This is a genomic window from Gilliamella sp. HK2, from assembly GCF_001690265.1.
In the GTDB taxonomy this organism is placed as follows: domain Bacteria; phylum Pseudomonadota; class Gammaproteobacteria; order Enterobacterales; family Orbaceae; genus Gilliamella; species Gilliamella apicola_C.
On sequence record NZ_LZGV01000013.1, the window covers coordinates 34,019 to 58,084 of the forward strand.

Consider the following 24,066-nt stretch of genomic DNA (forward strand, 5'->3'; position numbering starts at 1 on the left):
GAACGATCATTGCCACATAATTAAAATACGCACAAAGCTCTACTGTTAGAGTAATATTAACTATTTCTTTATCTTCAACATTAATGCTAGCGTTATTTTGTAATTAAAAATGTAACGCTATCAAAACTCGATAAATCACAATGTAAAAACTTTTAGGTGGATGCGCGTTTGAGTATAAAATTTGCTAATTACAAACCTAGAGCGCCAACACTATTCAACGCTGAATAAATAGCAATAATTATCTTCGAGTGTTGTAAAATATCAGCTTACTGCTTTATTAAATTTTTAATAATAAATCATTAAGCTATTATTTTTATATAAAATAAACACCTATACGGCGTTAAGCTATAAATTTTGGGAGGTGCGAGCCACCGCAATTTTCTAAACTGCCTACTCGGCGTTAAACCCTGTTAATCCTGCGGTTCCCGTTGTCATTGCTTTCTAAACCGCCTACACGGCGTTAAACTAGAAACAAACATACTATAAACTTTGTTTGCCAAAAGGCAAATAGGATTTTTGTCTCCAAAAACCCTTTTTTGCAGAAAATCACTAACACAATGTTTTTATTTGTTTTATTTTACAGCTCAAAAAAAGGGTTATAAAGCTTTAGATGATTTGATAAGGCGTAAATTTTACTGTACAACAAAATTGACTTAATTGATTTATAGTGAGCATCAAAGTTTATTGCGGATATCAATGTAAAGCTGTGTCTGTTTGGCGGGTTTTGACCCCAGCAGGAATCGAACCTGCAACTAGCCCTTAGGAGGGGCTCGTTATATCCATTTAACTATGAGGTCATAGGAGGCTTATTCTAATAAATTTGCAAAGATAATGCCATTTAAATAACGAAAAATTTTTTATTTTTTTTATTCTAAGTAATCATGATACAATTGAACTATATTTAACCTCATTAAATTTAATTAAAGATACTATGAAAAAACGAATAGTTGGTATGATGTTTTCTGTGATGGCGCTTACCAGTTGTGCCACTTATCAACCTGAAACAAATTCCTATAGTGACCCATTATCTGGCTTTAACAAAACCATGTTTAATGTTAACTACTATGCGCTTGATCCTTATGTCTTACGTCCAGCTGCAGTTGCTTGGAAGGATTACGTTCCATCACCTGTTCGTACAGGTGTAGTTAACTTTTCATCTAATCTTTCCGAACCTGCTTCAATGGCAAACAACTTATTACAAGGCGATGTTCACAAAGCCGGAACACATTTAGCACGCTTTTTCTTAAATACGGTTTTCGGTTTTGCTGGTTTGGTGGATGTTGCAAGTATGTCAGATCCACAATTGCAAAAAGGTGGAAAACGAACTTTTGGCGATGTTTTAGGTCATTACGATGTGCCTTATGGCCCTTATGTTGTATTACCATTTTATGGTTCCGCAACGTTAAGAAACGAAGGTGGTAGCGTGGTTGATACTCTTTATCCTCCACTTGTTTGGTTAGATTGGCAATGGGCGTTAGTACGTGGTGTATTTGACGGTATTGAAGCTCGTGCAGTTGCGATTGAATACGAAGATTTAATTAAAAATAGCGATGACCCTTATAACTTTATGCGCAATGCTTACTTTCAACGTCATGACTTTGTAGCCTCTGGTGGTAAAGTAGACGAAAATAAACAGCAACAACGCGAAGAATCTATTAATGATTTTATTAACGATATTGATTCTCAATAATTTTTATTAAATTATACTAAAGGCTGTCAATTATTGGCGGCCTTTGGTTTTAGGATTTATTTCAACATGAGTTTCATTTCTGGCAAATAATGCCAAAATCGACTTGGCATTTGTTGCCTTTGTAATTTGGGGTTGATTCGTTCCTTGATAGTTAACGCATTACAATAACGTAACCACATGGTTTGAAATAATGCTTCATCCCTAGCTAGATAATTTTTATTCACTTGACTGTTAATAATCAAATCATCTTTATCAGTCAGCGAAACGGGTTCAATGCTATGTAAATTATAAATATAACCATATTCCCGCTTTTCATCATAAATAGCCCACTTTTGATCAGCAAAACGATCTTTAAAAAACTTTAGTACCAACGGCAATACGTTATATATAGGAGCAATGATTGAAAAATAGATTTTATCTTCTTTATCGTTAAACACATCTTTAACAGGATTATTTATAGCACTAAAACGTACAAATTGGATCACACGATGCCGTTCTCGGCTAACTTTTTTAGCGATATCATGTACCGCCAGCACATCTTGATCGGCAAAATCGGTTTCGATTGATTGAGATGATTTAAATACCTTGCAAATATAGCGAAAAACGATTAAATCACTTTCGGGCAGTTCAGATGACCAAACATACATTAAATGGCGTAGAGCAACTTTACTAAGTTTGTTAATTAATGCCTTTCGAACACGCTCATATTTGGCATTATCAAATTCGACATGATGTGTGTCAGATACTAATAGTGGCTCTACCTGCTCTGTAGCTAACAAACATTCAGGCATTTTTTTAAGCTTAAAAGCCTCAAATACCGCACATAATAATCCTTCAAAGCTTTTATCGTAATAGAATGCTAACATGCTCTACCATCCCATGACTAGTTGCTGTGGAATATTATCTTGCTTTGCCTCTAACAAAGGGGGATCTTGCAAAGAGAGTCGGATATACTCGGCCGATGAATCAAGCACCTTAAATTTCCTCATTTCATGACAAACAATAAAAAATTGCGCACGCTTTAAAACAACGCCAATACGCTTAAGCGCATCAAAAGTAAGCTTTCGATGACGCCTTGCCATCACAATCAACTTGGCCGATTTAACACCAATACCTGGCACCCGCAAAATTTTTTGGTAGCTATCACGGTTAACATCAACTGGAAAGCATTGTGGGTTGCGGATGGCCCAAGATAGCTTAGGATCGACAGTCAAATCAAGATCGGGGTATTGATCGTTAACAATTTCATCAACATTAAAATTATAAAAACGCAGTAACCAGTCCGCTTGATATAAACGGTTTTCACGCACTCTTGGCACCTCTTGCACTACAGGTAAACGTTTATCGTAACCATTTACAGGAATAAATCCCGAATAGTAAACCCGCTTCATACTAGGTCGTTTGTAAAGTTTGGCCGTTAATTGTAATATCTGTTTATCTGATTCATCTGTTGCACCAATAATAACTTGTGTACTTTGACCGGCGGGCACAAATTTGGGTGTGGCACGAAATTTTTTGCGATCTTCAATATTTTCTAATAGATTTTGATGAATTTGACGCATAGGCTGATAGATGCTTTGGTGATCTTTATCAGGTGCTAATAATTTAAGATTTTCTTCGGTTGGAATTTCCAAATTAACACTCATCCTATCAACTAATATGCCAGCTTGATTAATTAGCTCGTTACTTGCTCCAGGGATCGCCTTCATATGAATATAACCATTAAAATCGTGCTCATGGCGCAAAATTTTTACCACTCTAATCATTTTTTCCATGGTATGATCGGGACTTCTAACTATGCCCGAACTAATAAATAAACCCTCAATATAATTACGACGATAAAACTCAATGGTGAGGTTAGCCAATTCACGCGGAGTAAAACCAGCTCTAGGAATATCGTTACTTTGTCGGTTAATGCAATAAGCGCAATCAAACATGCAATAATTAGTTAGCATAATTTTAAGTAAAGAAACACATCGCCCATCAGCGGTAAATGAATGGCAAATACCAGATTTATATGCATTACCTATGCCTTTATTTTTATTATTTCTTGATGCACCACTCGACGAGCAAGAAATATCATATTTTGCCGATTCAGCTAAAATTTCCAGTTTGGTTATTATTTTTTCAGTCATATTGAACTTAATATTTACCTGTTTATTTATACAGTATATCGTAACCATAGTAGTTTTTGCAAGTATATATTGCTGACAAAAACCGTCATCACTCACTATTTTAATCATTTTTTTAAGCAGTAAATTTATTGTAATTGCTTTACCTATATAAATAATTAAGGCGATATTAGGATACAGAAATAAAAAACACGGCAAAGTATTGTTCAGCTTACAACTGTACGCTATAATCAACGCACTTTTTTGTATGAAGCCAGATATAACTTAGGAGCTAAATAGTAAATGAAACGTGTTGTTATTACAGGGTTAGGAATTCTTTCAAGTATTGGGAATAATACTAAAGAAGTTTTAGAATCACTAAAAATTGGCCGTAGCGGTATTACCTTTTCTCAAGAAATGAAAGATAGCGGTATGCGTAGCCATGTATGCGGAAATGTCAAACTAGATACTACAGGATTGATTGATCGCAAAGTTGTTCGTTTTATGAATGATGCTTCTATTTATGGTTATCTTGCTTTGCAACAAGCTATTGAAGATGCAAAATTAACCCCTGAACAAGTTTCTAACCCTCGTACTGGTCTAATTGCGGGCTATGGTGGTTCAACTAAGACACAATACAATGTCGTTGCTGGCATGAAAGAAAAAGGATTACGAGGAGTTGGTCCTTATGCAGTAACCAAATCAATGTCATCAGCAATTTCGGCTTGTTTAGCAACCCCATTTAAAATTAAAGGTGTTAGCTATTCAATGACATCAGCTTGTGCAACATCGGTTCACTGTATTGGTCATGCAGCGGAGCTCATTCAACTTGGCAAACAGGATATTGTTTTTGCTGGCGGTGGTGAAGAGCTTTGCTGGGAAATGTCTTGCGAATTTGACGCTATGGGCGCTTTATCAACCAAATATAACGACACTCCAGAAAAGGCATCACGTGCTTACGATAAAAACCGTGATGGTTTTGTTATTGCTGGCGGTGCGGGTATGGTTGTTGTTGAAGAACTAGAACATGCTCTTGCGCGTGGAGCTCATATTTACGGTGAACTTGTTGGCTATGGTGCAACATCAGATGGTCATGACATGGTGGCACCATCAGGCGAAGGTGCAATGCGCTGTATGCAACTAGCTATTCAAGACTTAGATGTACCTGTTGATTATATCAATACTCATGGTACATCAACCCCAGTTGGAGATGTCAAAGAATTGTGGGCAATCAAACAAGTTTTTGGTGATAACATTCCAGCGATTTCATCAACCAAATCAATGACAGGCCACTCATTAAGTGCCACTGGCGCACAAGAGCTTATCTATTCATTATTAATGTTAGAGCATGGCTTTATTACTCCAAGTATCAACATTGATGAACTTGATGAAGCGGCTATTGGTATGAATATTATTACCGAACCAACTGAACGTGAACTCACAACAGTCATGTCAAATAGTTTTGGTTTTGGCGGCACTAATGCCTCAATTGTAATGAAAAAATACAAAGCTTAATAAGCATTAAGTTAGTATCAATCAATAAAAAACCGTTTATTTAAGAACGGTTTTTTATTGATAACGTTATATTAGATAACTCCATAAACTCACCTTAATTAATGATATTATGCTTGATATTAAAGAGCAATTTTAACTGAAATTAATAATGCCAATAAATTAAGGTTTTGGATGAAAATCCTCAATTTCATCACGCCAACGATTATAGTTCCAATTTACAATTTTGGCTGTTATCTCTGTCAGGTAACCTTGCGCTGCTTGTTTTTGTGCTGGGGTGAGGATCTGTTCTAAATGATTTTGAATTTGCTCGTTATATTCCCAAACTGGGGGGAGTTGCTCAGAATCCCACGCTAAATTGTTACCTTGTTCCTCGATTTTTTGTTTAGCATAATCACTTAATAGCGACCATGCATAGGCTTTAACAATATCATGCTCACGACCTAATCCATATAAATAGGCTTCGGTAACCCGTAATATACCAATAATCGAGCTATGCTCCGCCATTAACTGCGCATAATCAATCGACAGTTTTAAATCTTCTGATTTTAAGGATTTTCGGTATTCAGTTAATTTATTCAGTTGCTTATATTGCTGATTTTTATAGTGACGTCCTTGTTGAAATAACATTTGGGCTATCAATTTTTCGTAGCAATGATAGCCACCTTCAATGGCATCATTGAGATATTCAATACTTTTTTCTAATTGTTCATCTTTGCATAGTCTCGCTATTCCTCTTTCATCAAATCCACAAGGAGCATAATAACTACTCTTACGATAAGCAAAATAGGGATATTTTAAATCGGCAAACTTATCCCATAAATAACCTCTCATTTTAATACTTCTAAACACTTTAGGTTCAACTAGTGGGTTACCGGCATTATCCACTAACTGATCGCGATATTTACGCATAAACTCGGTAAATGACATCATTCCTTCTTCTTTTTCATCATCATTGTATAGCTCTTGAAAAGTAAGAAAGTCATAATAATAAGGCATTGCATTTTTATCCCATTGCCAAGCATGTTTAATAAATTTTACTAAGCTATCAGGATCAACTACTCCATGGAATAGTTGAAGGATAAATTGTATAGTCCATAGGTATAGTTTCCGATTCAACATAATTTTTACTTTGCGCAGAAAAACAAAAATAGAATAGACATATACTAATAACCATTAATGTACTGATAAATATCAGCATCAATTTTACTGCTTTGCGAGGATGATTCATTAAATATACTCCAAATTATTTCGATTAAAGACACTCACATCAATAATTCTCGCCTCTCACTTCACTTTTTTTTATTTTGTTATAGTAATTGCCTATTTTATCAATAACATTTTGATTAGCACGGATTATTTAATTATATATTTGAAATATAGTAACAAATTAAAAAATCAAATAAAATCAATTGGTTTTCTGACTGTTTTTATGTAATTCTAATTAATTTTATAAATTTCTCTATTTTAGCCATGCGCTAAATTATCAAAAACCATAAAACTAAATACGTATAAAACCTTGTTTTAATACTCTATCTACATCTTGCAAAATGTACTCATCTAGTTTACCTTACTCATACACCAAAAACTAAATAACTAGAGTGTAAACATGACGATATCATTTAAAGAGCAACAGCAGCGAATTAGCTTTGTTAAGCAATTTTTTGCCAATCAGCTTGCCGAGCGTTTATCACTTATTGAAGTGCAAGCCCCGTTATTAAGCAAAGTGGGCGATGGTATTCAAGATAATTTGTCAGGAACTGAGCACGCAGTACAAGTTAAGGTAAAAGCAATTCCTAATGCACAATATGAAGTTATACACTCACTTGCAAAATGGAAACGTAAGATTTTAAGTGATCACCAATTCGAAGCTGGCGAGGGAATTTATGCAAATATGAAAGCATTGCGCCCTGACGAAGATCAGCTTTCGCCAATTCATTCCGTTTATGTTGATCAGTGGGATTGGGAAAAGGTCATTCGCCCTGAAGATCGCAATTTAACTTATTTAAAACAAACTGTCGATAATATTTATGCCGCTATTAAAGCAACCGAAAAAGCGGTATCTCAACAATATCATCTTTCACGCTTTTTACCCGAATCAATCACTTTTATCGATAGCGAACAACTTTTAAAACGCTATCCAAATTTACCGCCCAAAGAACGCGAAAACGCCATCACCAAAGAGCTTGGCGCTGTATTTTTAATTGGTATTGGCGGTAAGCTCTCAAATAATGAAAGACACGATGTGCGTGCCCCCGATTATGATGATTGGAGTAGCAATAACGATTTAGGCTCTAAAGGTTTGAATGGCGATATTTTAGTATGGAATTCGGTATTAAATAGTGCCTTTGAAATTTCATCAATGGGTATTCGTGTCGATCCTGAAACATTAAAACGCCAATTAAAGTTGACTAATGACGAAGATCGCTTGCAATTTGCTTGGCATAAAGCTTTAATCAATGGGGATTTATTACAAACGATTGGTGGCGGTATTGGTCAATCACGACTAACCATGCTACTTTTACAGCAAAAACACATTGGCCAAGTACAAGCAAGTGTATGGAGCGATGATACCAAAGCAAATTACAACCATTTACTATAACTATGCCATAAAAATATAGGGCATTACGCCCTATTTTTTGACTCAAAAATGTGACTAACTACTGATAATTAATTCTGTACCGGTGCTGATTGATTATCTTGGGGAGTCGGTTGAACATTTTGTTCTTCTGTTGGATTAATTGTTGAGGGCTGTGTTAAGTTGTCGTCATCACTTTGTGTAGGCTCATCTTTTGCATTAGTTGACGGTGTTTGTGACGTGGTTGTAGAGCTATCTAAACGAACATAAATAATATGTTGCTGACCACGATCACATGATCCCACAATTTTACCTTCAATTTGCTGTTCTGGCTTATCAACCGATTCTAATTTCAGCTGAAACAGTGACGGATCTACACCATTATTTTTGATTTTTTCGGCAATGTTACGGCTAATTTCATCACAATTTGATGCCGCCGCCAACATCGGTAAACAAAGTAAAAACATGCCGATTAATTTTTTCATTTTTTTTCCTTTTATATGTAATTTAACGACCATCTGTAATAGAAAATGATTGGTAAATTTACTTTTTGAATTACAACTACAAATAACATTGCGCATAATTAAATATCCAATAAATCTGCTAACACAACTTATTCACAGTAAAGTTTGATAACAGTTTAACAAACCTGTTGATAACTAAAAATCCCATTGATTATTAAATAATTTTTAAAGGGATCAAATATTAAACTTCTCTAGTTATGATTTTATTTAGCTTAAAAAAGCTTACTTTTTCAACCTGATTCAAAAGACCTTGCATTATCATTGAGAGCAAAATTCCCACAAAAAAGCAATAACCCTATAATTAATTACCGTTCAATAGCTTTACCTTATTTATAAAGCGGTAAAAAAAGCCATTAAGCCAAAAAACACACCCGGCGAATTAGCAATTGCAATTGGCCAGTCTTTCTTTTCTCTTAATAAACCATAGCAAACCCAAAGTGAACAGTTAATCGCAGCTGCTAATGGCTGAGTAGGATTTGATTTAAGCCCATGTAAATTATCAATGATTTGAGGAATATAAGAAACATACATCCCTAATGATGCAAATGTAGCAACAATCCCTAAAACACGAAAAGCTTTTGGTGAAAGATGCAAAACAGCCTCCTAATATCATTTATTACTTATTAAAGTATGTATTAATTATAACCATTTAGGGCATGATCAGTAAACAACCCACTAAGGTTCAGTAGCCCTAAGAAGATCAACGTAAAACAATCCATTAACTAAATTTAACTTATTTAGTTAACATTCTTTGCCAAGGATTTTTATTTAATCATTAAGTTACAAAACAGCTTCAATTATTTATAACACAATTTAATAATAAATAATAAGATGAAACTAATTTTAATAATTGGCAAAATGATTTAATTATGCTTAAGGAATAATTATTGATTGGTAATTTCCACTCATCTGAATATATCTCATATCGAAAAGCTAATGAAGACAAATATCAATTTTATTAATAATAACAATAAATTACAGGATTATACGCCAAAATAAAACAAGCAAATTAAGTTTAATCGTCAGAACAAATTTTGAAGCAAACCTTCATCACTGGCTTAACTAATAATGCCAAAGCTAACTTAAAATATTATTCACTGTTGGATTTAATAAGTATTGAATAAGCTTGTTGATAACTCTTTAATATTTTGATTATTTGACATTTTTATGAATCGATTAAAAAACAACCACTAAAGTAAATCAACATTACTTGCCAGTTTGATTACTAATGGCTTATTAAGACAAAATGAAGAAAAATACTTTTTAGGACTCGCTTTTTACGAATTTGGCAATAAAGCAATTGAACAATTTGATATAAAAGAGCTAGCCATTGAGCCTCTTTCATTTTTGCGAGATAAAACACAACTTGCTTGCCATTTAGGCATATTAGACGGCAACTCAGCGATTTATTTAGCCAAAGTCGAAAGCCCTAGCGCAATTCAGGTCAAAAGCTAGCTAGGTCGCAAGCTTTCATTGCATAGCTCTGCTCTTGGTAAAGCACTTTTAGCATGGGAACCTGAACAGCGTATTGATGAGTTATATCCAAACGAAAACTTAGTGATTAAAACACAAAACACAATTACCACAAAAACGGCATACAAAAAGGAACTTAAAAAAATACGCGAACAAGGTTGGGCATTTGATAACGCCGAAGACTTTGACGAAGTGACCTGCTTAGCGGCACCAGTTTATGATAAAAGTGGCAAAGTCATTGCCGCAATTAGCACATCAGGGGTTCGATTTCAAATGCCAAGTGAAAGAATCAACGAGTTTGTTCAATATTTACTGAGTGCAACGAAAATGCTATCTGACAAAATAAAAAACTAATCTATTTTATTTGTCCATATTCAGTTGCTGATCAAAATGACCAAAGCTTAACCTAATGGTGCCAAGTTCGTCACCAAAATCGGCACCTTGCGATACAATTATCCCTTTTGACAGCAATTGATTAAGCAAGGTTGATTCTTGCGCCACCGTGCTCACGGGCAAATGTGCATACAGATGAAAACCACCCAACGGCGCTTGATAAGTAATATCACCACCAAAATAGCTATCTAACCACTGCATTAACTGTTCAGCTTTGATTTGTAGCGCTTGACGTAATTGTTGTTGGTGTGAAGCGTGATAACGTTGTAAATATTCTTGAGCTAATAATTGTGGCAATATACTTAAACCTGAATCAATATGGTGACGAATTTTGGCTAAATTTTCGATAATATTATGCGGAGCTAACATCCACCCAACACGAATATTACGCCCAATATATTTTGATAACGACCCTAAATAGATAACTTGGTTATGCTGATCATACTTTTTAATTGGCGTTACAGTTAAATCAGGAGTAAATGCTAGACGGCTATAAGCATCATCTTCAACAATCCCGATACATTGTAGCCGGCAAAATGCCAATATTGCCAACTTTCGCTCATTGCTCATAACAAACCCTGTTGGATTTTGAAAAATAGGATTTAAAAATAACCATTTTATTTGATGTTGCCGTACACAATTTGATAGGCTATCAAGCGTTATGCCTTCATTATCGCATTCAATACCATATAAACGTAATCCTGCTGCTTGAAACAAAGGTAATGAGTAAAAATAAGAAGGAGACTCTATACCAACTGCATCGCCAGGTTTAAGTAAGCCCTGTGTAATAAGAAATAATGATTGTTGCGTACCTGATGTAATTAAAATTTCATTAATATCAACTTGCATAGCAAACTGGCTTTGCATATAAAGTGCAATTTGTGCTTTAAGCGATGGCAAACCTAATTGCAACATATCACTGTTTTTTTCGTGCATAATTAATTCATTTAACGAAATATTTGGCAACTGGAGCTTGGGGATTAAATGTGTTGGTAAATCACCATTAGCCAGATCACAAATACACAATTGTTGTTCGCGAATTTGTGCTACTTTTTGCTGATAAAATGATTGTTTATTATGATAAAAATGTGCAGGTAAACGCCAATTAATCGATGAATAAGCTTGCACGCCCCATTTTTGCTTATTGACATAGGTGCCACTCCCTTGACGGCGGATCAGCACACCCCGTTCTGTTAACAACTCCAGCGCATGAACCACGGTTGAGCGATTAACACATAATTTTTTTGCCAGATCACGTTCTGAAGGTAGCCTTTCACCCGCGAACAACACGCCCTGCTCAATATAGTGTTCTATTAGTTGCGTCACCTTTTTAAAAAGCGCTCCAGTAAATGGTACCAGTTTTTGTTTATCCCACATTATTATTCCACTTTAATGGTTTAGCCCGTTTTTTAATTATTTTTGTTACAGCAAATTTACCCAAAATTGGATGGTTTTATTATAGTCCAATTGGCTGTTTTTTATTGTGCTTTATTTTTGAATAATACTCCACACGAATTAAAGTTAAACAATATCGCCATTATAAACCTAAAAAGGAGTAAAAGATGAACCAAGTTACAGGCACACAAACCGTTAAACGAGGCATGGCACAAATGCAAAAAGGCGGTGTAATTATGGATGTTGTTAATGCAGAACAAGCCAAAATTGCCGAACAAGCTGGCGCAGTTGCAGTGATGGCACTAGAACGAGTACCGTCGGATATCCGCTCGGCTGGTGGCGTAGCTAGAATGGCTGACCCAACCATTGTTGAGCAAGTGATGAACGCTGTGAGTATACCTGTTATGGCTAAAGCTCGAATTGGCCATATTATTGAAGCCCGTATTCTAGAATCGATGGGCGTTGATTATATTGATGAAAGCGAGGTATTAACCCCTGCCGATGAACAGTACCACTTACTTAAAGATGAATTTACCGTACCATTTGTTTGTGGATGCCGTGATTTAGGTGAAGCACTACGCCGAATTGACGAAGGTGCATCAATGCTACGCACCAAAGGTGAACCCGGCACGGGTAACATTGTTGAAGCTGTGCGCCACATGCGTAAAGTCAATGAACAAATCCGCCTAGTGGTCAGTAAATCAAAAGATGAATTAATGACCTTTTCCAAAGAAATAAATGCACCTTACGAACTGATTTTACAAATCAAACAGCAAGGAAAATTACCCGTTGTTAATTTTGCCGCAGGCGGCATAGCAACCCCCGCCGATGCGGCATTAATGATGCAACTTGGTGCCGATGGTATTTTTGTTGGATCTGGAATTTTTAAATCACAAAACCCTGAAAAATTTGCCAAAGCCATTGTACAAGCCACGACTTATTTTGATGATTATCCACGCTTAGCTCAGCTTTCAAAAGGTTTAGGCGAAGCAATGAAAGGCATTGAAATTAGCACACTGACTCAATCTGAAAGAATGCAAGATCGGGGTTGGTAATAATGTATTCATCAAAACCAAGTATCAAGCATATTGGTGTGCTCAATTTACAAGGTGCGGTAAGTGAGCATATGACAATGTTAAGTAGTATCAACAATGTACAAACGTCTTTAGTTCAGAAAGCTGAACAATTAGCAAGGTTAGATGGTTTAATTATTCCAGGTGGAGAATCCACAACAATCAGCCGTTTAATCAAACAAAATGGGCTTTTAACACCCATTCAACAATTTGCTAAACAAGGCAAAGGTATTTTTGGCACTTGTGCTGGGCTTGTGCTTTGCGGTAAAAGCACAACACATAACGAAGTAGAGTTATTAAATTTAATCGATATAAGTGTTGAAAGAAATGGATTTGGACGCCAAGTTAACAGCTTTGAAACAACCTTAGATATACCAGTTGTTGGTCTACAAATACCCGCTGTATTTATTCGAGCCCCCTATATTGCCAAAGCAGGAAAAGCTGTTCAGCAACTCGCATTTGTCCAACAGCATTGTATTATGGCAGAACAAAACAATATCCTAGTTTGCGCCTTTCACCCCGAACTAACTAATGATAATCGCATTATGCGTTACTTTGTTGATAAATGCTAAATTAAATAAGGGATTTTATATAAAATCCCTAAAGGCTATCCTTATCTAATAGCTAATTGTCCTTTAAATTCCCAATAGATTTTTACTGTCATTATAAACGCACCCGCCTACACGGCGGTAAACTGTATCCTTTCTTTGATAAAGACTTTATTATATTTCTAAACCGCCTACACGGCGGTAAACTAGAAGCAAATATACTATAAACTTTGTTTGGCAAAAGGCAAATAGGATTTTTGTCTTCAAAAACCCTTTTTGAAAATGGTTTTATAACCAATTGTTTTTATTAGTTTTAATTTTTTGTTAAAAAAAGGGTAGCAAGTTTTTAAATTTTTATATGATAACTTAATTTTTCACCAAAAAACATCAGATACCACATTGGTTTTATTTCTATTTTAAGATAAAACCAAGGGATAAAAAATTAATGACACTAAATCAATCAATAATAAGATATCTAACCAAATAGTTTCTTGCAATTTGCTGCACAATGCCCATACTGCTATAATTTTGTTATCTTTCAAACTTGGATCTCTATTATGTACATCATCTATGGCATTAAAAACTGCAATACAATGAAAAAGGCCTTTACTTGGCTTGATGATCACCATGTCAGTTATCAATTTCATAATTATAAAACTGATGGTCTTTCTGAAGATCTTTTAGATATTTTTTTGCAATTAGTCGATTGGCAAAGTTTACTTAATACCCGAGGAACAACTTGGCGAAAATTAGATGAGTCCGTCCGTTCACAAATAAATGATGTGCAATCTGCAAAAAAGATTATGTTAACCAACCCATCCATTTTAAAACGCCCTTTGCTTATTGATGGTGGCAAGCGTGCTGTGTTGGGGTTTTCAAATGAACTTTATTCGCAATTTATTTCGCAATCTAAATAAAATCGAGACTATTATGACTGAACCTGTTATTGCGCTAACCAAAGCACTCATTGCTGAAAAATCAATAAGCCCTGACGATAAAAACTGTCAAAAGATGATTATTGAGCGATTAAAACCGCTTGGTTTTATTATTGAAGAAGTGAATATTGGGCAAACCAAAAATTTATGGGCTTATCATGGTGATGCCACCAGTAAAACTCTTATGTTTGCTGGACATACCGATGTTGTGCCAGTTGGTGATGAAAGCAAATGGCTATACCCGCCGTTTACACCGACCATTGATGAACACGGTGTGCTTTATGGTCGTGGCGCATCTGATATGAAAAGTGGTGTTGCAGCAATGGTTTGTGCCGCAGAAGATTTTGTTAAGCAATACCCAAATCATGCTGGGCGAGTGGCCTTTTTAATTACATCAGATGAAGAAGCCGATGCAAGTGATGGCACAGTTAAAGTCGTTGATTTGCTTATTAAACGAAAAGAACGTGTTGATTACTGTATTGTAGGCGAACCATCCAGTGACGTTGTACTTGGTGATCAGATTAAAAATGGACGCCGCGGATCACTCACTGCCAATTTAATTGTACATGGAATTCAAGGTCATGTCGCTTACCCGCACCTTGCGGATAATCCTATTCATCGTTTTGCCCCTGCATTAGACGAGCTTGTTAACACTATTTGGGATGAAGGCAATCAATACTTTCCACAAACGACAATGCAAGTTGCCAATATTAATGGTGGCACTGGTGCTGAAAATGTTGTACCTGGTGATCTGAGTGTGCAATTTAACTTTCGTTATAGTAGTGAATTGACTGACACGGCAATTAAAACACGCGTAGAGCAGATCTTACAAAAACACAATTTAAATTATACGTTAAATTGGCGATTATCAGGGCACCCATTTTTAACCCCACAAGGCGATTTAACTAATGCAGCGGTTAGTGCCATTAAAGAATTTACCGATATTGACACTAAGCTATCGACCAGTGGCGGCACATCGGACGGGCGTTTTATTGCTCAAATGGGATGCCAAGTTATTGAACTTGGCGTACTTAATAAAACTATACATAAGGTCAATGAAAACGCTAATTGCCAAGATATTATTACCTTAACTGCGATTTATCACCGCATTTTAGAAAAATTGTTGCTAACATAGCTATCATTGTGTCGTTATCCAATTAGTTTAAAAGGAAATAGCATGGAGTGGTTAAAAGATTACTGGTGGATGATTGTGGTGATTTTAATTGGGATTTTTATTAATGCTATTAAAGCACTGAATCGGCTAAGTTACAAAGCATATCTTGAAAAAAAGAAAGGGATAAAACCTATCCCCTATCAAGATGACGACGACGATTGGCCATCAAAAAATTCAACTAACAAAAAGTAACACCTGCCTTAGCGAAAATCTTGGGCACTACTATCAAATAGTGCTTGATGACGATAGCGATCAACCCACATTGCTGTTGCGCCACACACTGCAATAGGCATAATAATTAAATTAAGCACCGGTACCATAGTAAAAAAGCTGACTAATATGCCAAAAGTTAAATTATCACCCCGATCTTGTTTAAGTAACTCACTCATACGCTGAAAAGTTATTTTATGGTTATCAAAGGCATAATCAGCATACTGAATATTAATTTGCCAAGCAGTAAATAAAAACCAAACCACAGGCGTTATTGATTGTCCAATAACAGGAATAAAATAAGTTAACAATATGGGGATCGCCCATAATAGATAATTGGCGAGTTTGTGTAGTTCTCTGCCAAAAATACGTGGCAGATCTTTAATGATACTAATCCACGATATATCTGGAGCTGGAATACCCGTTAACTGCGCCTCAACCTGTTCGGCCAATAAACCGTTAAACGGTGCGGCAATAATATTAGTTATAGTGCTAAAAAAATAACAAAATAGGACAACCAACATCAATATAACCATTAAAATGAGGATATACCCTAACCAATGTAACCAACTTGGCATATACGATAATCCCCAATCGACCATGCCCGAGATGGTATGAAAAAACCAATAAAATAATATCGACATAACCACCACATTGGCGATTATGGGTAAAAAAACAAATCGCTTAATACCTGGGCTAAACGCCAATGACCATCCTTTAAAAAAATACCCAACACCTGTTGTTGGTTGATTTTTTGGTTGATTGGTTTGTGAATACCGATGTTGCGATCGGATTTCTAAATTATTATGCGCCACATTCGATTCCTTTTTAATAAAAACGAATTGAGTTAAAACAAACTAAATTGAAACATGATGATCATTGTAAACATACCCCATAGGGGTCTGCAATAATGATCAGCTAACTTTATTGGGTATTTTGTTAAAAATCACATTATCGCCTTGCCTTACCAACCATGTTTTGACCTCGTGCTTAATGGCCTGCATTAACGCTGATTTACCCGCAAGTTGATATAAATTCACGATCAATGGTTGATTATTTTTGTTTTTTATCAATGCTGACAATATCTGCATTGATAATGGTTGCTGGTGGGTTTGATTATAGTGATTCAATCGGCACAGCGCCGCATAAGTCGCTTCAAACGGTCGGTGATAGTAAGCAAATCCAGCCAGTTCATCTAAATCTTGCCCATCTAAATCTTGTGAAAGCATGGCGTTACTGTCTTTTGTGATCATCTCGCTGAAAGGCAAATCGATGATATCTTTAAGCCAGTATGCGTTGCGCTGTAGTTTTTGCTCTAGCTTAATGGTTAAATGCAATCCAGATTCAGTTAGTGGTTTAAGCGCCATAACAGAATAACTGCCACTACTTGCCTGTTTATGGCTACTAACGTGAACCAAAACAAATCCACAAGCAGTCCAAAATTGATAATTAGTCGGGCTATAAGCAAAACTGACTGACAAAAAATCATTATGCTGTGTTTTAGCATGATAAAATAGGGTTTGTATAAGTTGGCTGGCAATATGTTTGCGCCGATAGGTGCTTAGCACCGCAATGCGGTTAATTCTAACCGAACGCAGTTTAGCTGCCAACCGTTCTCCCGCATGTGCAACAAGCGATTGCGCAACTAAATTGCCTTTAGGTCGACGAGCTCCTTTCCACACTTCATCGATCAGAATGTCGGGCAAGTTACCTTCATCAACGGTGAGCGCTGCAGCAACTTGCTCATTGCAAATTGTCGCCTGCCAAACCGACAAGTTTTGTGCGTCAAACAAGCGCCTTAAATCCGTTAATGTGGTTTGATAATGCGCGATTTTTAATAAATAAAAGATAGATCTTAATGCGTTAATATCATTGCGTTCAATCTTTGAATATTGTGCTAATAACACATTGAGCTCGGAGCCAGCTTTTTGCTCTAATAAACCATTTAACAACAACCGATCACTAAATTGCTCCAACTTATCACCCGCATGCCAACGAATAGGTGTGTGTAGGTAGAAATATTGATATGAATTGTCTAACAACAATTTCAACAAAAAGCCCTGCCCAGTACCTTCATAACCTTCAGCTGTAGTAGTTAATAACACTCGGCTATTATTGGCAATTGCCTGTTGTAGCAATTTTTTTAGCATTGGCAAAGGGATCATTGCTGCTTCATCAATAATCAAATAATCCGCAAAATTATTATGAGAACATGCAATTAATTCATCAGGAGCAAAAAAGGGGGTATTCGGCTTAGCAAAAGTAAAAAAGGTAGTTAATGCTGATTTATTGGGTGCAGTAACAATGCAACGCCGATAGTGGCTAAACTGCCCAGCTAATGCTGATTTTCCTCGCCCACGTTTGGCAACTACAACACTAATAGGCTTATTGCTGTTTAACAATTGCTTTAACGTGTTTTGTTGTTCGGTTAAATCGCAATAATTTTCGGTAATAACGGGTAAAGATGGAATCGAGAATGTCGCGGGTTGGGGAAAATATCTGCAATTAGAAGATAAACCACATTCCGCCAAGGTCTGCATTAAATGTGCAATAAAATTAGGTACAGTAATAGCGGTTGGATTTTCGTTCCAGCGCAAGCTGTCCTGATCATGCCAACGGGAAAAGTTGTTAGGTAATAACAAAATTAGCATACTACCTTTAACGAGTGTGCCAACCAGCATAGCAAAGGCATCAAGATTGAATCCTGCTGTTGCATCAAATATAGCATGTCGAAACTGGCGCCCTAATAACTTTTTTGTTTGGTTAGGGGGAAGCATATTAAAAACAAATTCATTTGGGCAATTAGCCTGCGAGGTGATCGTTAGCCAATCTCCAGCATAATTACCGATAATATGACTAAGTTGTGCAAATAATTGCCTAGCTTCACCCTGTAGCACCCATAGCGTTCTTGTGCTGTTGGCGTTGTACATAGACTAACTTTTTCCAATCAATAACGACAACAAACCAGCCGCAATCAACGGACCAACAGGAATGCCTTTGAAAAAAGCCACACCAACTAATGTGCCAATAATTAAGCCATTAATAATGGTTGGGTGTGCTCCCATTAGCGATACACCACGGGTACCAAGCCACGATACCAAAATACCCACAAAGATTGCCAATAAAGATTGCCAAGAGGTAAACGATTTGGCAAGATCGCCAATCTTTAATGATCCATCCGCCAATGGCACCATCATAGCTGCCGTTAAAATAACAATACCGATAGTTAAACCATATTGATTTAAAAATGGAAAGTAAACAGCTAATGGCGTTAGCTTAAATAATAACAATAATAGTACTGCAAATGTCACTGTGTTATTATGTGTTAAATAACACAGTGCGGCTAACCCTAAAAGAAGAAAAAAAGAAATATCAAACTGCGCAAACATTACAAAGGAACACCTATACGTTTTGCCACTTCTTCATAGGCTTCAATTACGCCACCTAAACCTTGTCGAAAGCGATCTTTATCCATTTTTTTTAGTGTATCTTTTTCCCATAAACGACAACCATCGGGTGAAAACTCGTCACCTAAGGTAATTTCATTGTTAAATAAGCCAAACTCAAGTTTGTAATCAACCAATATTAGCCCCGCTTTATCAAATAAATCAGTTAAAATTGTGTTAATTTTAAAACTGAGCTCTTTCATTTTAACTAATTGATCTTCACTAGCCCAGCCAAAGGCTTTGCAATGCGATTCATTTACCATTGGATCATGCAATGCATCGTTTTTGAGAAATAATTCAAATGTAGGAGGATTTAAAACTTTGCCTTCCTCAACACCTAAACGTTTAACTAAAGATCCCGCTGCACGATTACGCACCACGCATTCCACAGGTACCATTTGTAGCTTTTTAACTAACACTTCATTATCTGATAGTAAAGCTTCAACTTGGGTTGGAATACCTGCTTCACGCAATTGAGTCATAATAAAATAGTTAAATTTATTATTAACCATTCCTTTACGTTCTAACTGTTCAATACGTAAACCATCAAATGCCGATGTATCATTGCGAAACTCAAGGATTAATAAATCAGGGTTTTCGGTTGTATATACCGTTTTTGCTTTACCACGATAAAGCTCAGCCAACTTTTTCATGCTTATAACCTTATATCAAATTGCCAATAAAGAATTAAGGAGCTATTCGCTCCTTAAATTCCAAACTTATTATTGATTTTCACCACTCACGGCTGTTGCGGGTTTCTTGCCCTCGGTCTTGTCTTTCGCAGCATCATCACTTTGCGCTTTTGGTGGTACAACGCGCAATGAATCTGGTGCAACATCATCCATTATGCCATTAAATAAGCCAACAACATAACGCTGTACTTCAATAGGCTGCGAAGTTAAATCATCAGCCCCACGTGTTAGCGAAAGCGTTGAAATCACTATCGTTTCGGTATCACCCACTAATTGTCGTTTGAATGAATAAGCCGCTTCAACGGTTTGATCTTCATCTGCACGTACCATAAATGCTTTGCCAGTTTTTAGCGTATTATGATCTTGACTAACAATGGAGATATTTCTTTTGCTTAAACTATTCGGGATACGCTCCCACACGTTATAACTTAATGGCACGTTAAACGTCACCGCGCCGTTATTATAAATTGCAAAGGCTTCTTGAATAGTCGGAATCGGTAAAATTGGTGGGCGGATATCCACTCGTTTGCCTAAATCACCGCTAAGTTCAGAATTATTAACATAAAATTCACCGCTTTCAGCTGGCACAGAAATGCCATCAGGAATAATTAACGGTTTTAATGTAGGCGCTTTAAGGTAATCTTCATTTCCATCGACTTCACGCTTATAGTTTTGATTGCTCCCACAGCCAACAAGAAATAAAGAAGTCATAATGGTTAAAACAGCCACTTTTTTAATGGCTTTGTTTTTAAATAAAGTTCTGTTCAATGTGTGATTTAACATAGATATCTACTTTTTAAAATAAAGGTTATACAACACTAATTAGAGTAAATTTGCTTCTTTTAACGCTTGCTCAACTGCGGGGATCGATGATGCACTGAGTGATACCATTGGCAATCGAATTGTTGCATCTTGCATTAAACCTAATTTTGCACAAGCCCATTTGACTGGAGTTGGGTTCGGTTCGATAAATAAATTATGATGTAAAGCCATTAAGGTATCATTTAAAGTTCGGGCTTCTTGAATTTGGTTATTGGCAGCAAGTTGACATACAGTTGCAACAGCTTTAGCTGCAACATTAGCGGTAACGGAAATAACACCATCACCACCTAAAATCATAAAATCCAAAAATGTTGAATCATCACCACTAAGTAACTTAAAGTCAGGTCCAACCAATTTACGAGTAGGATAGACTCTAGAAAGATCGCCTGTTGCATCTTTTAATGCAACAATATTTTTGATTTTAGCCAAGCGTCCAACCGTTTCAGGTTTAATATCACTACTGGTGCGACCTGGCACATTATATAAAATCTGAGGCAGAGCGGTGCTTTCGGCAATGGCTTTAAAATGCTGATACATACCTTCTTGAGTAGGTTTGTTATAATAAGGTGCAACCGTTAAACAACCTACAACACCAATATTTTCAACCCGATGAGTTAATTCAATAGCCTCTTTAGTTGCATTAGCCCCTGTGCCCGCAATAATGGCTATACGACCGTCAGCATAATCAATGGTTCGTTTAATAACATCAATATGCTCGTGATGATCAAGTGTTGCTGATTCGCCTGTTGTTCCAACCGAAACAATAGCCGATGTCCCATTAGCAATATGATATTCAACCAATTTTTTTAAGCTTACATGATCAACATTTCCTTTGGTATCCATCGGAGTAACAAGTGCGACCAAACTTCCTGTAAACATAAAATGACCTCTCATATTATTGGTTTATAACACAACGTAAAGAATAAAAAATCTGCGAACAAGTATGCGATATTTCTAAAGTAAATTCAACTTTTGTTACGCCGGATTATCAATATCAATAAAAATAACTTCAACACCATGATTATTAGCTAACCATTCGCCTAATTTTTTAATTCCGTAACGCTCGGTAGCGTGATGCCCAGCAGCATAAAAATTAATGCCATACTCGCGCGCAATATGAATAGTGCGTTCCGAAACTTCGCCAGTAAAAAAAGCATCCACGCCATTTTGCGCTGCCTGCTCAATATAATCTTGCCCTCCACCACTACACCACGCAATACGATTAATCACTGCTGGTGCATTATCACCACAAAATAACACTTGTCGCTGATTATTGTGTAACACTTGCTCTAGGTGTTGTTTAAATTGTAGCGCCGTCAGTGGCATGTTTAACGTGCCAGTAAAAAGCAGATCAGCGATATCATTACGCTTATCGACCGCAATCCCCAACAAATTAGCTAACTCAATATTATTACCAAAAATGGAGTGTCCATCTAATGGCAAGTGATAACTGTATAAATTAATATCATGCGTTAATAGTGTTTTAAGCCGTTTATATTTAATACCTGTAATGGTTTGTGGTTCACTTTTCCAAAAATAGCCATGGTGCACAAGTATAGCATCGGCTTGTAATTCAACCGCTTTATCCAATAATAACTGACACGCGGTCACGCCAGTCACAATCTTATGCACCTGTTCGCGCCCCTGCACTTGCAATCCATTTGGTGCATAATCACGATAACGGGTAATTTGTAGTTCATTATTAATTATCTTTTCTAATTCAAAGTTGTGCATAATTCACTCGGTTTTAAGATCATTTATATGATGATGATTGATTATAATCACTTTAATCAATCAGCGCATCTTCTTGTTCGTTTTAATCTCTATTTTGCCAAAATGGCTACAATCCTTGCCACAATAAAAGCGCATTAAAATTAACTATTCAATAGCAAATCTCAATGCCAATGCTAGGCGAAATAATCAAAAGCTGTCATAATAGTCTTTTTTTGACAAATTAAGATAGATTAACGTGCCAAACGCCAAATTATGTGAACGCTTTCGTGGGTTTTATCCTGTTGTTATTGATATAGAAACATCAGGGTTTGATCCAAAACTCAATGCTATTTTAGAAATTGCCGCTATTACTTTAAAAATGACACCCGACGGCTGGCTAGAGCCAGATCTATCCTTGCAATTTAATGTTAATCCATTTAGCGACGCGATTTTAGAGCCAACAGCACTGGCTTTTAACGGAATCGATCCGACTAACCCTTTACGCTCAGCGGTAGATGAAAAACACGCTTTAGACGAAATATTCAAAATGGTTAGAGCCGGCATAAAAAATAACGAATGTACCCGCGCAGTCATTGTGGCACACAACGCACACTTTGATCACAGTTTTTTAATGGCTGCCGCTGAACGCTCAAATATCAAACGTAATCCATTCCACCCATTTGCCACCTTCGATACGGCATCACTAAGTGGCTTAGTTTTTGGGCAAACCGTACTGGCCAAAGCTTGTCAAGTAGCACAAATCGAATTTGATCATAAACAAGCTCATAGCGCGCTATACGATACGCAAAAAACTGCAATACTCTTTTGCAAAATCGTCAATCGACTTAAAACGTTAGGTGGATGGCCTTTAACAGCTATAGATGATAGAGAAGTAACGTCAATCATGGATTGTGAAAATACTTAGTAACACGAAGCATTCATCAACACAATAACAAAAAATTACCGATAAAAAAGCGCGCTTAATCTGCACGCTTAATGCTATTTAGAAATTAAAGTTTATGTTTTTCGGCAGTTTGTTGAATAAGTGTTTGCAACTCGCCAGCTTGAAACATTTCTAGTAAGATATCGCACCCTCCGACTAATTCGCCTTCAACCCATAATTGTGGGAACGTTGGCCAATTAGCAAATTTAGGTAATTCGGCACGAATATCTGGGTTTTGCAAAATATCAACATAGGCAAATGGTTCTCCACATTGTGATAAAACCTGCACCGCCTGTGCCGAAAAGCCACAACTTGGTAATTTTGGCGAACCTTTCATATAGAGAATAATTGGATTATCGGCAATTTGTTTTTTGATTTTATCGAGCGTTGTCATTTCAGTGGTCATACGATTTCCTTTATCATTTTTCGTAATAATACTGACTATTTTAACGTACAATGGATATTGTTCCCACTGCTATCTTAATTCCCCATTGTTTAATGCACATTTTTAAAACAAACAAGGAACAATAAATAGCATCTGTTTATGATTAACCGTATCATTTTAAGACTTACTTCTCATTAGTAAAAAATAGCAAAAGAATTTTTAAGCTAACAAAAGATTAATACGTTTTATTATCAAAAATCAGTCAGAAAACCTATTGATTTTATTCTTGATTTTTATTTGAAGTTTTTATGTGAGGTTTTTAACGTTATTTTTTAACCATAATATGACAGTTAGTCATTTGATTAACAATCCCTTTTCTTGCTACTACACTTGCTACTACAAAAGCGCTTAACTGGGGGGGTAATTAACTAAAGCGCCACCTGACTACA

23 protein-coding genes, 1 tRNA gene and 1 pseudogene are annotated in these 24,066 nt (G+C 36.3%); 10 read left to right on the forward strand and 15 right to left on the reverse strand.

Going from position 1 to position 24,066, the window contains the following annotated elements; genetic code table 11:
* Nucleotides 1-725: 725 nt before the first annotated feature.
* Nucleotides 726-797, reverse strand: a tRNA-Arg gene (locus A9G45_RS00610).
* Nucleotides 798-931: 134 nt separating this feature from the next.
* On the opposite strand from A9G45_RS00610, the gene A9G45_RS00615 reads away from it, so the two are divergent.
* On the forward strand, nucleotides 932-1,690 hold the full coding sequence (locus A9G45_RS00615) for an MlaA family lipoprotein (protein ID WP_065566299.1): 759 nt from the start codon (nucleotides 932-934) through the stop codon (nucleotides 1,688-1,690).
* A 56-nt stretch (nucleotides 1,691-1,746) separates the two neighbouring features.
* Here A9G45_RS00615 and A9G45_RS00620 read toward each other — a convergent pair whose 3' ends face one another.
* Complete coding sequence (locus tag A9G45_RS00620) at nucleotides 1,747-2,556, reverse strand: TIGR03915 family putative DNA repair protein (RefSeq protein ID WP_065566298.1); 810 nt, start codon at nucleotides 2,554-2,556, stop codon at nucleotides 1,747-1,749.
* Between the two features lie 3 nt (nucleotides 2,557-2,559).
* Complete coding sequence (locus A9G45_RS00625) at nucleotides 2,560-3,825, reverse strand: putative DNA modification/repair radical SAM protein (protein ID WP_065566304.1); 1,266 nt, start codon at nucleotides 3,823-3,825, stop codon at nucleotides 2,560-2,562.
* Between the two features lie 279 nt (nucleotides 3,826-4,104).
* Here A9G45_RS00625 and fabB point away from each other — a divergent pair, with 279 nt between their 5' ends.
* Nucleotides 4,105-5,316 carry a beta-ketoacyl-ACP synthase I gene (gene fabB, locus A9G45_RS00630; RefSeq protein ID WP_065566297.1) on the forward strand — a complete coding sequence of 404 codons (1,212 nt, stop codon included), beginning with the start codon at nucleotides 4,105-4,107 and terminating at the stop codon, nucleotides 5,314-5,316.
* A gap of 159 nt (nucleotides 5,317-5,475) precedes the next feature.
* Here fabB and A9G45_RS00635 read toward each other — a convergent pair whose 3' ends face one another.
* Entirely contained in the window at nucleotides 5,476-6,435 is a 960-nt protein-coding gene (locus A9G45_RS00635) for a hypothetical protein (protein ID WP_065566296.1), read from the reverse strand.
* A gap of 487 nt (nucleotides 6,436-6,922) precedes the next feature.
* Between A9G45_RS00635 and asnA the strand changes: the two genes are divergently transcribed.
* A complete protein-coding gene (asnA, locus tag A9G45_RS00640; protein WP_065566295.1) occupies nucleotides 6,923-7,915 on the forward strand; it encodes an aspartate--ammonia ligase in 993 nt (330 codons plus the stop codon).
* Nucleotides 7,916-7,983: 68 nt separating this feature from the next.
* On the opposite strand, the gene A9G45_RS00645 is transcribed toward asnA, so the two are convergent.
* A complete protein-coding gene (locus A9G45_RS00645; protein ID WP_065566294.1) occupies nucleotides 7,984-8,376 on the reverse strand; it encodes a DUF1161 domain-containing protein in 393 nt (130 codons plus the stop codon).
* A gap of 369 nt (nucleotides 8,377-8,745) precedes the next feature.
* Nucleotides 8,746-9,009 (reverse strand): SemiSWEET family transporter, encoded by a 264-nt coding sequence (locus A9G45_RS00650; RefSeq protein WP_081297764.1) that lies wholly within the window; start codon nucleotides 9,007-9,009, stop codon nucleotides 8,746-8,748.
* A 624-nt stretch (nucleotides 9,010-9,633) separates the two neighbouring features.
* Here A9G45_RS00650 and A9G45_RS14830 point away from each other — a divergent pair.
* Nucleotides 9,634-10,242, forward strand: a pseudogene (locus A9G45_RS14830) (IclR family transcriptional regulator).
* Nucleotides 10,243-10,248: 6 nt separating this feature from the next.
* Here the strand turns inward: A9G45_RS14830 and A9G45_RS00665 are convergent.
* Entirely contained in the window at nucleotides 10,249-11,658 is a 1,410-nt protein-coding gene (locus tag A9G45_RS00665; RefSeq protein ID WP_065566291.1) for an aminotransferase-like domain-containing protein, read from the reverse strand.
* 185 nt (nucleotides 11,659-11,843) lie between these two features.
* On the opposite strand from A9G45_RS00665, the gene pdxS reads away from it, so the two are divergent.
* From pdxS to A9G45_RS00690, 5 genes are all read left to right on the forward strand, one after another.
* Nucleotides 11,844-12,731 carry a pyridoxal 5'-phosphate synthase lyase subunit PdxS gene (pdxS, locus tag A9G45_RS00670; RefSeq protein ID WP_065566290.1) on the forward strand — a complete coding sequence of 296 codons (888 nt, stop codon included), beginning with the start codon at nucleotides 11,844-11,846 and terminating at the stop codon, nucleotides 12,729-12,731.
* A gap of 2 nt (nucleotides 12,732-12,733) precedes the next feature.
* Nucleotides 12,734-13,321 carry a pyridoxal 5'-phosphate synthase glutaminase subunit PdxT gene (gene pdxT / locus A9G45_RS00675; protein ID WP_065566289.1) on the forward strand — a complete coding sequence of 196 codons (588 nt, stop codon included), beginning with the start codon at nucleotides 12,734-12,736 and terminating at the stop codon, nucleotides 13,319-13,321.
* Between the two features lie 533 nt (nucleotides 13,322-13,854).
* Nucleotides 13,855-14,214, forward strand: a complete 360-nt coding sequence (locus tag A9G45_RS00680; RefSeq protein ID WP_065566288.1) for an ArsC family reductase — start codon at nucleotides 13,855-13,857, stop codon at nucleotides 14,212-14,214.
* A 13-nt stretch (nucleotides 14,215-14,227) separates the two neighbouring features.
* Nucleotides 14,228-15,367 (forward strand): succinyl-diaminopimelate desuccinylase, encoded by a 1,140-nt coding sequence (dapE, locus tag A9G45_RS00685; RefSeq protein WP_065566302.1) that lies wholly within the window; start codon nucleotides 14,228-14,230, stop codon nucleotides 15,365-15,367.
* A gap of 42 nt (nucleotides 15,368-15,409) precedes the next feature.
* The gene (locus A9G45_RS00690; protein ID WP_065566287.1) at nucleotides 15,410-15,598 is read left to right on the forward strand and encodes a YpfN family protein; all 189 of its coding nucleotides are present in this window, start codon (nucleotides 15,410-15,412) and stop codon (nucleotides 15,596-15,598) included.
* A gap of 8 nt (nucleotides 15,599-15,606) precedes the next feature.
* On the opposite strand, the gene cysZ is transcribed toward A9G45_RS00690, so the two are convergent.
* The 7 genes from cysZ to A9G45_RS00725 all read right to left on the reverse strand — a co-directional run bounded on the left by cysZ (nucleotide 15,607) and on the right by A9G45_RS00725 (nucleotide 22,310).
* The gene (cysZ, locus tag A9G45_RS00695; RefSeq protein WP_065566301.1) at nucleotides 15,607-16,410 is read right to left on the reverse strand and encodes a sulfate transporter CysZ; all 804 of its coding nucleotides are present in this window, start codon (nucleotides 16,408-16,410) and stop codon (nucleotides 15,607-15,609) included.
* Between the two features lie 120 nt (nucleotides 16,411-16,530).
* A complete protein-coding gene (locus A9G45_RS00700) occupies nucleotides 16,531-18,546 on the reverse strand; it encodes a tRNA(Met) cytidine acetyltransferase TmcA (protein ID WP_065566286.1) in 2,016 nt (671 codons plus the stop codon).
* A 3-nt stretch (nucleotides 18,547-18,549) separates the two neighbouring features.
* Complete coding sequence (locus A9G45_RS00705) at nucleotides 18,550-19,005, reverse strand: DUF441 domain-containing protein (RefSeq protein WP_065566285.1); 456 nt, start codon at nucleotides 19,003-19,005, stop codon at nucleotides 18,550-18,552.
* Nucleotides 19,005-19,715, reverse strand: coding sequence for a phosphoribosylaminoimidazolesuccinocarboxamide synthase (gene purC, locus A9G45_RS00710; RefSeq protein ID WP_065566284.1), 711 nt, complete (start codon nucleotides 19,713-19,715; stop codon nucleotides 19,005-19,007). Before purC ends, A9G45_RS00705 begins: the two co-directional genes overlap by 1 nt.
* Nucleotides 19,716-19,784: 69 nt before the next feature.
* Nucleotides 19,785-20,537 carry an outer membrane protein assembly factor BamC gene (gene bamC / locus A9G45_RS00715; protein WP_065566283.1) on the reverse strand — a complete coding sequence of 251 codons (753 nt, stop codon included), beginning with the start codon at nucleotides 20,535-20,537 and terminating at the stop codon, nucleotides 19,785-19,787.
* A 39-nt stretch (nucleotides 20,538-20,576) separates the two neighbouring features.
* Nucleotides 20,577-21,455, reverse strand: a complete 879-nt coding sequence (gene dapA / locus A9G45_RS00720) for a 4-hydroxy-tetrahydrodipicolinate synthase (RefSeq protein WP_065566282.1) — start codon at nucleotides 21,453-21,455, stop codon at nucleotides 20,577-20,579.
* Nucleotides 21,456-21,551: 96 nt separating this feature from the next.
* Nucleotides 21,552-22,310 (reverse strand): Nif3-like dinuclear metal center hexameric protein, encoded by a 759-nt coding sequence (locus A9G45_RS00725; protein WP_065566281.1) that lies wholly within the window; start codon nucleotides 22,308-22,310, stop codon nucleotides 21,552-21,554.
* Nucleotides 22,311-22,545: 235 nt separating this feature from the next.
* Here A9G45_RS00725 and rnt point away from each other — a divergent pair, with 235 nt between their 5' ends.
* Nucleotides 22,546-23,214, forward strand: coding sequence for a ribonuclease T (gene rnt, locus A9G45_RS00730; protein ID WP_218056980.1), 669 nt, complete (start codon nucleotides 22,546-22,548; stop codon nucleotides 23,212-23,214).
* 85 nt (nucleotides 23,215-23,299) lie between these two features.
* On the opposite strand, the gene A9G45_RS00735 is transcribed toward rnt, so the two are convergent.
* Nucleotides 23,300-23,626: a Grx4 family monothiol glutaredoxin gene (locus tag A9G45_RS00735; protein WP_065566300.1), complete on the reverse strand. Its 327-nt coding sequence runs from the start codon at nucleotides 23,624-23,626 to the stop codon at nucleotides 23,300-23,302.
* Nucleotides 23,627-24,066 lie beyond the last annotated feature (440 nt).

Coding starts and splice junctions, on each gene's coding strand:
- dapA (WP_065566282.1), bottom strand. CDS start 21,455: ATGTTTACAGGAAGTTTGGTCGCACTTGTTACTCCGATGGATACCAAA.
- asnA (WP_065566295.1), top strand. CDS start 6,923: ATGACGATATCATTTAAAGAGCAACAGCAGCGAATTAGCTTTGTTAAG.
- A9G45_RS00690 (WP_065566287.1), top strand. CDS start 15,410: ATGGAGTGGTTAAAAGATTACTGGTGGATGATTGTGGTGATTTTAATT.
- A9G45_RS00620 (WP_065566298.1), bottom strand. CDS start 2,556: ATGTTAGCATTCTATTACGATAAAAGCTTTGAAGGATTATTATGTGCG.
- pdxS (WP_065566290.1), top strand. CDS start 11,844: ATGAACCAAGTTACAGGCACACAAACCGTTAAACGAGGCATGGCACAA.
- A9G45_RS00635 (WP_065566296.1), bottom strand. CDS start 6,435: ATGTTGAATCGGAAACTATACCTATGGACTATACAATTTATCCTTCAA.
- pdxT (WP_065566289.1), top strand. CDS start 12,734: ATGTATTCATCAAAACCAAGTATCAAGCATATTGGTGTGCTCAATTTA.
- A9G45_RS00665 (WP_065566291.1), bottom strand. CDS start 11,658: ATGTGGGATAAACAAAAACTGGTACCATTTACTGGAGCGCTTTTTAAA.
- A9G45_RS00680 (WP_065566288.1), top strand. CDS start 13,855: ATGTACATCATCTATGGCATTAAAAACTGCAATACAATGAAAAAGGCC.
- A9G45_RS00705 (WP_065566285.1), bottom strand. CDS start 19,005: ATGTTTGCGCAGTTTGATATTTCTTTTTTTCTTCTTTTAGGGTTAGCC.
- A9G45_RS00700 (WP_065566286.1), bottom strand. CDS start 18,546: ATGTACAACGCCAACAGCACAAGAACGCTATGGGTGCTACAGGGTGAA.
- fabB (WP_065566297.1), top strand. CDS start 4,105: ATGAAACGTGTTGTTATTACAGGGTTAGGAATTCTTTCAAGTATTGGG.
- A9G45_RS00625 (WP_065566304.1), bottom strand. CDS start 3,825: ATGACTGAAAAAATAATAACCAAACTGGAAATTTTAGCTGAATCGGCA.
- A9G45_RS00645 (WP_065566294.1), bottom strand. CDS start 8,376: ATGAAAAAATTAATCGGCATGTTTTTACTTTGTTTACCGATGTTGGCG.
- purC (WP_065566284.1), bottom strand. CDS start 19,715: ATGAAAAAGTTGGCTGAGCTTTATCGTGGTAAAGCAAAAACGGTATAT.
- A9G45_RS00725 (WP_065566281.1), bottom strand. CDS start 22,310: ATGCACAACTTTGAATTAGAAAAGATAATTAATAATGAACTACAAATT.
- A9G45_RS00735 (WP_065566300.1), bottom strand. CDS start 23,626: ATGACAACGCTCGATAAAATCAAAAAACAAATTGCCGATAATCCAATT.
- A9G45_RS00615 (WP_065566299.1), top strand. CDS start 932: ATGAAAAAACGAATAGTTGGTATGATGTTTTCTGTGATGGCGCTTACC.
- bamC (WP_065566283.1), bottom strand. CDS start 20,537: ATGTTAAATCACACATTGAACAGAACTTTATTTAAAAACAAAGCCATT.
- dapE (WP_065566302.1), top strand. CDS start 14,228: ATGACTGAACCTGTTATTGCGCTAACCAAAGCACTCATTGCTGAAAAA.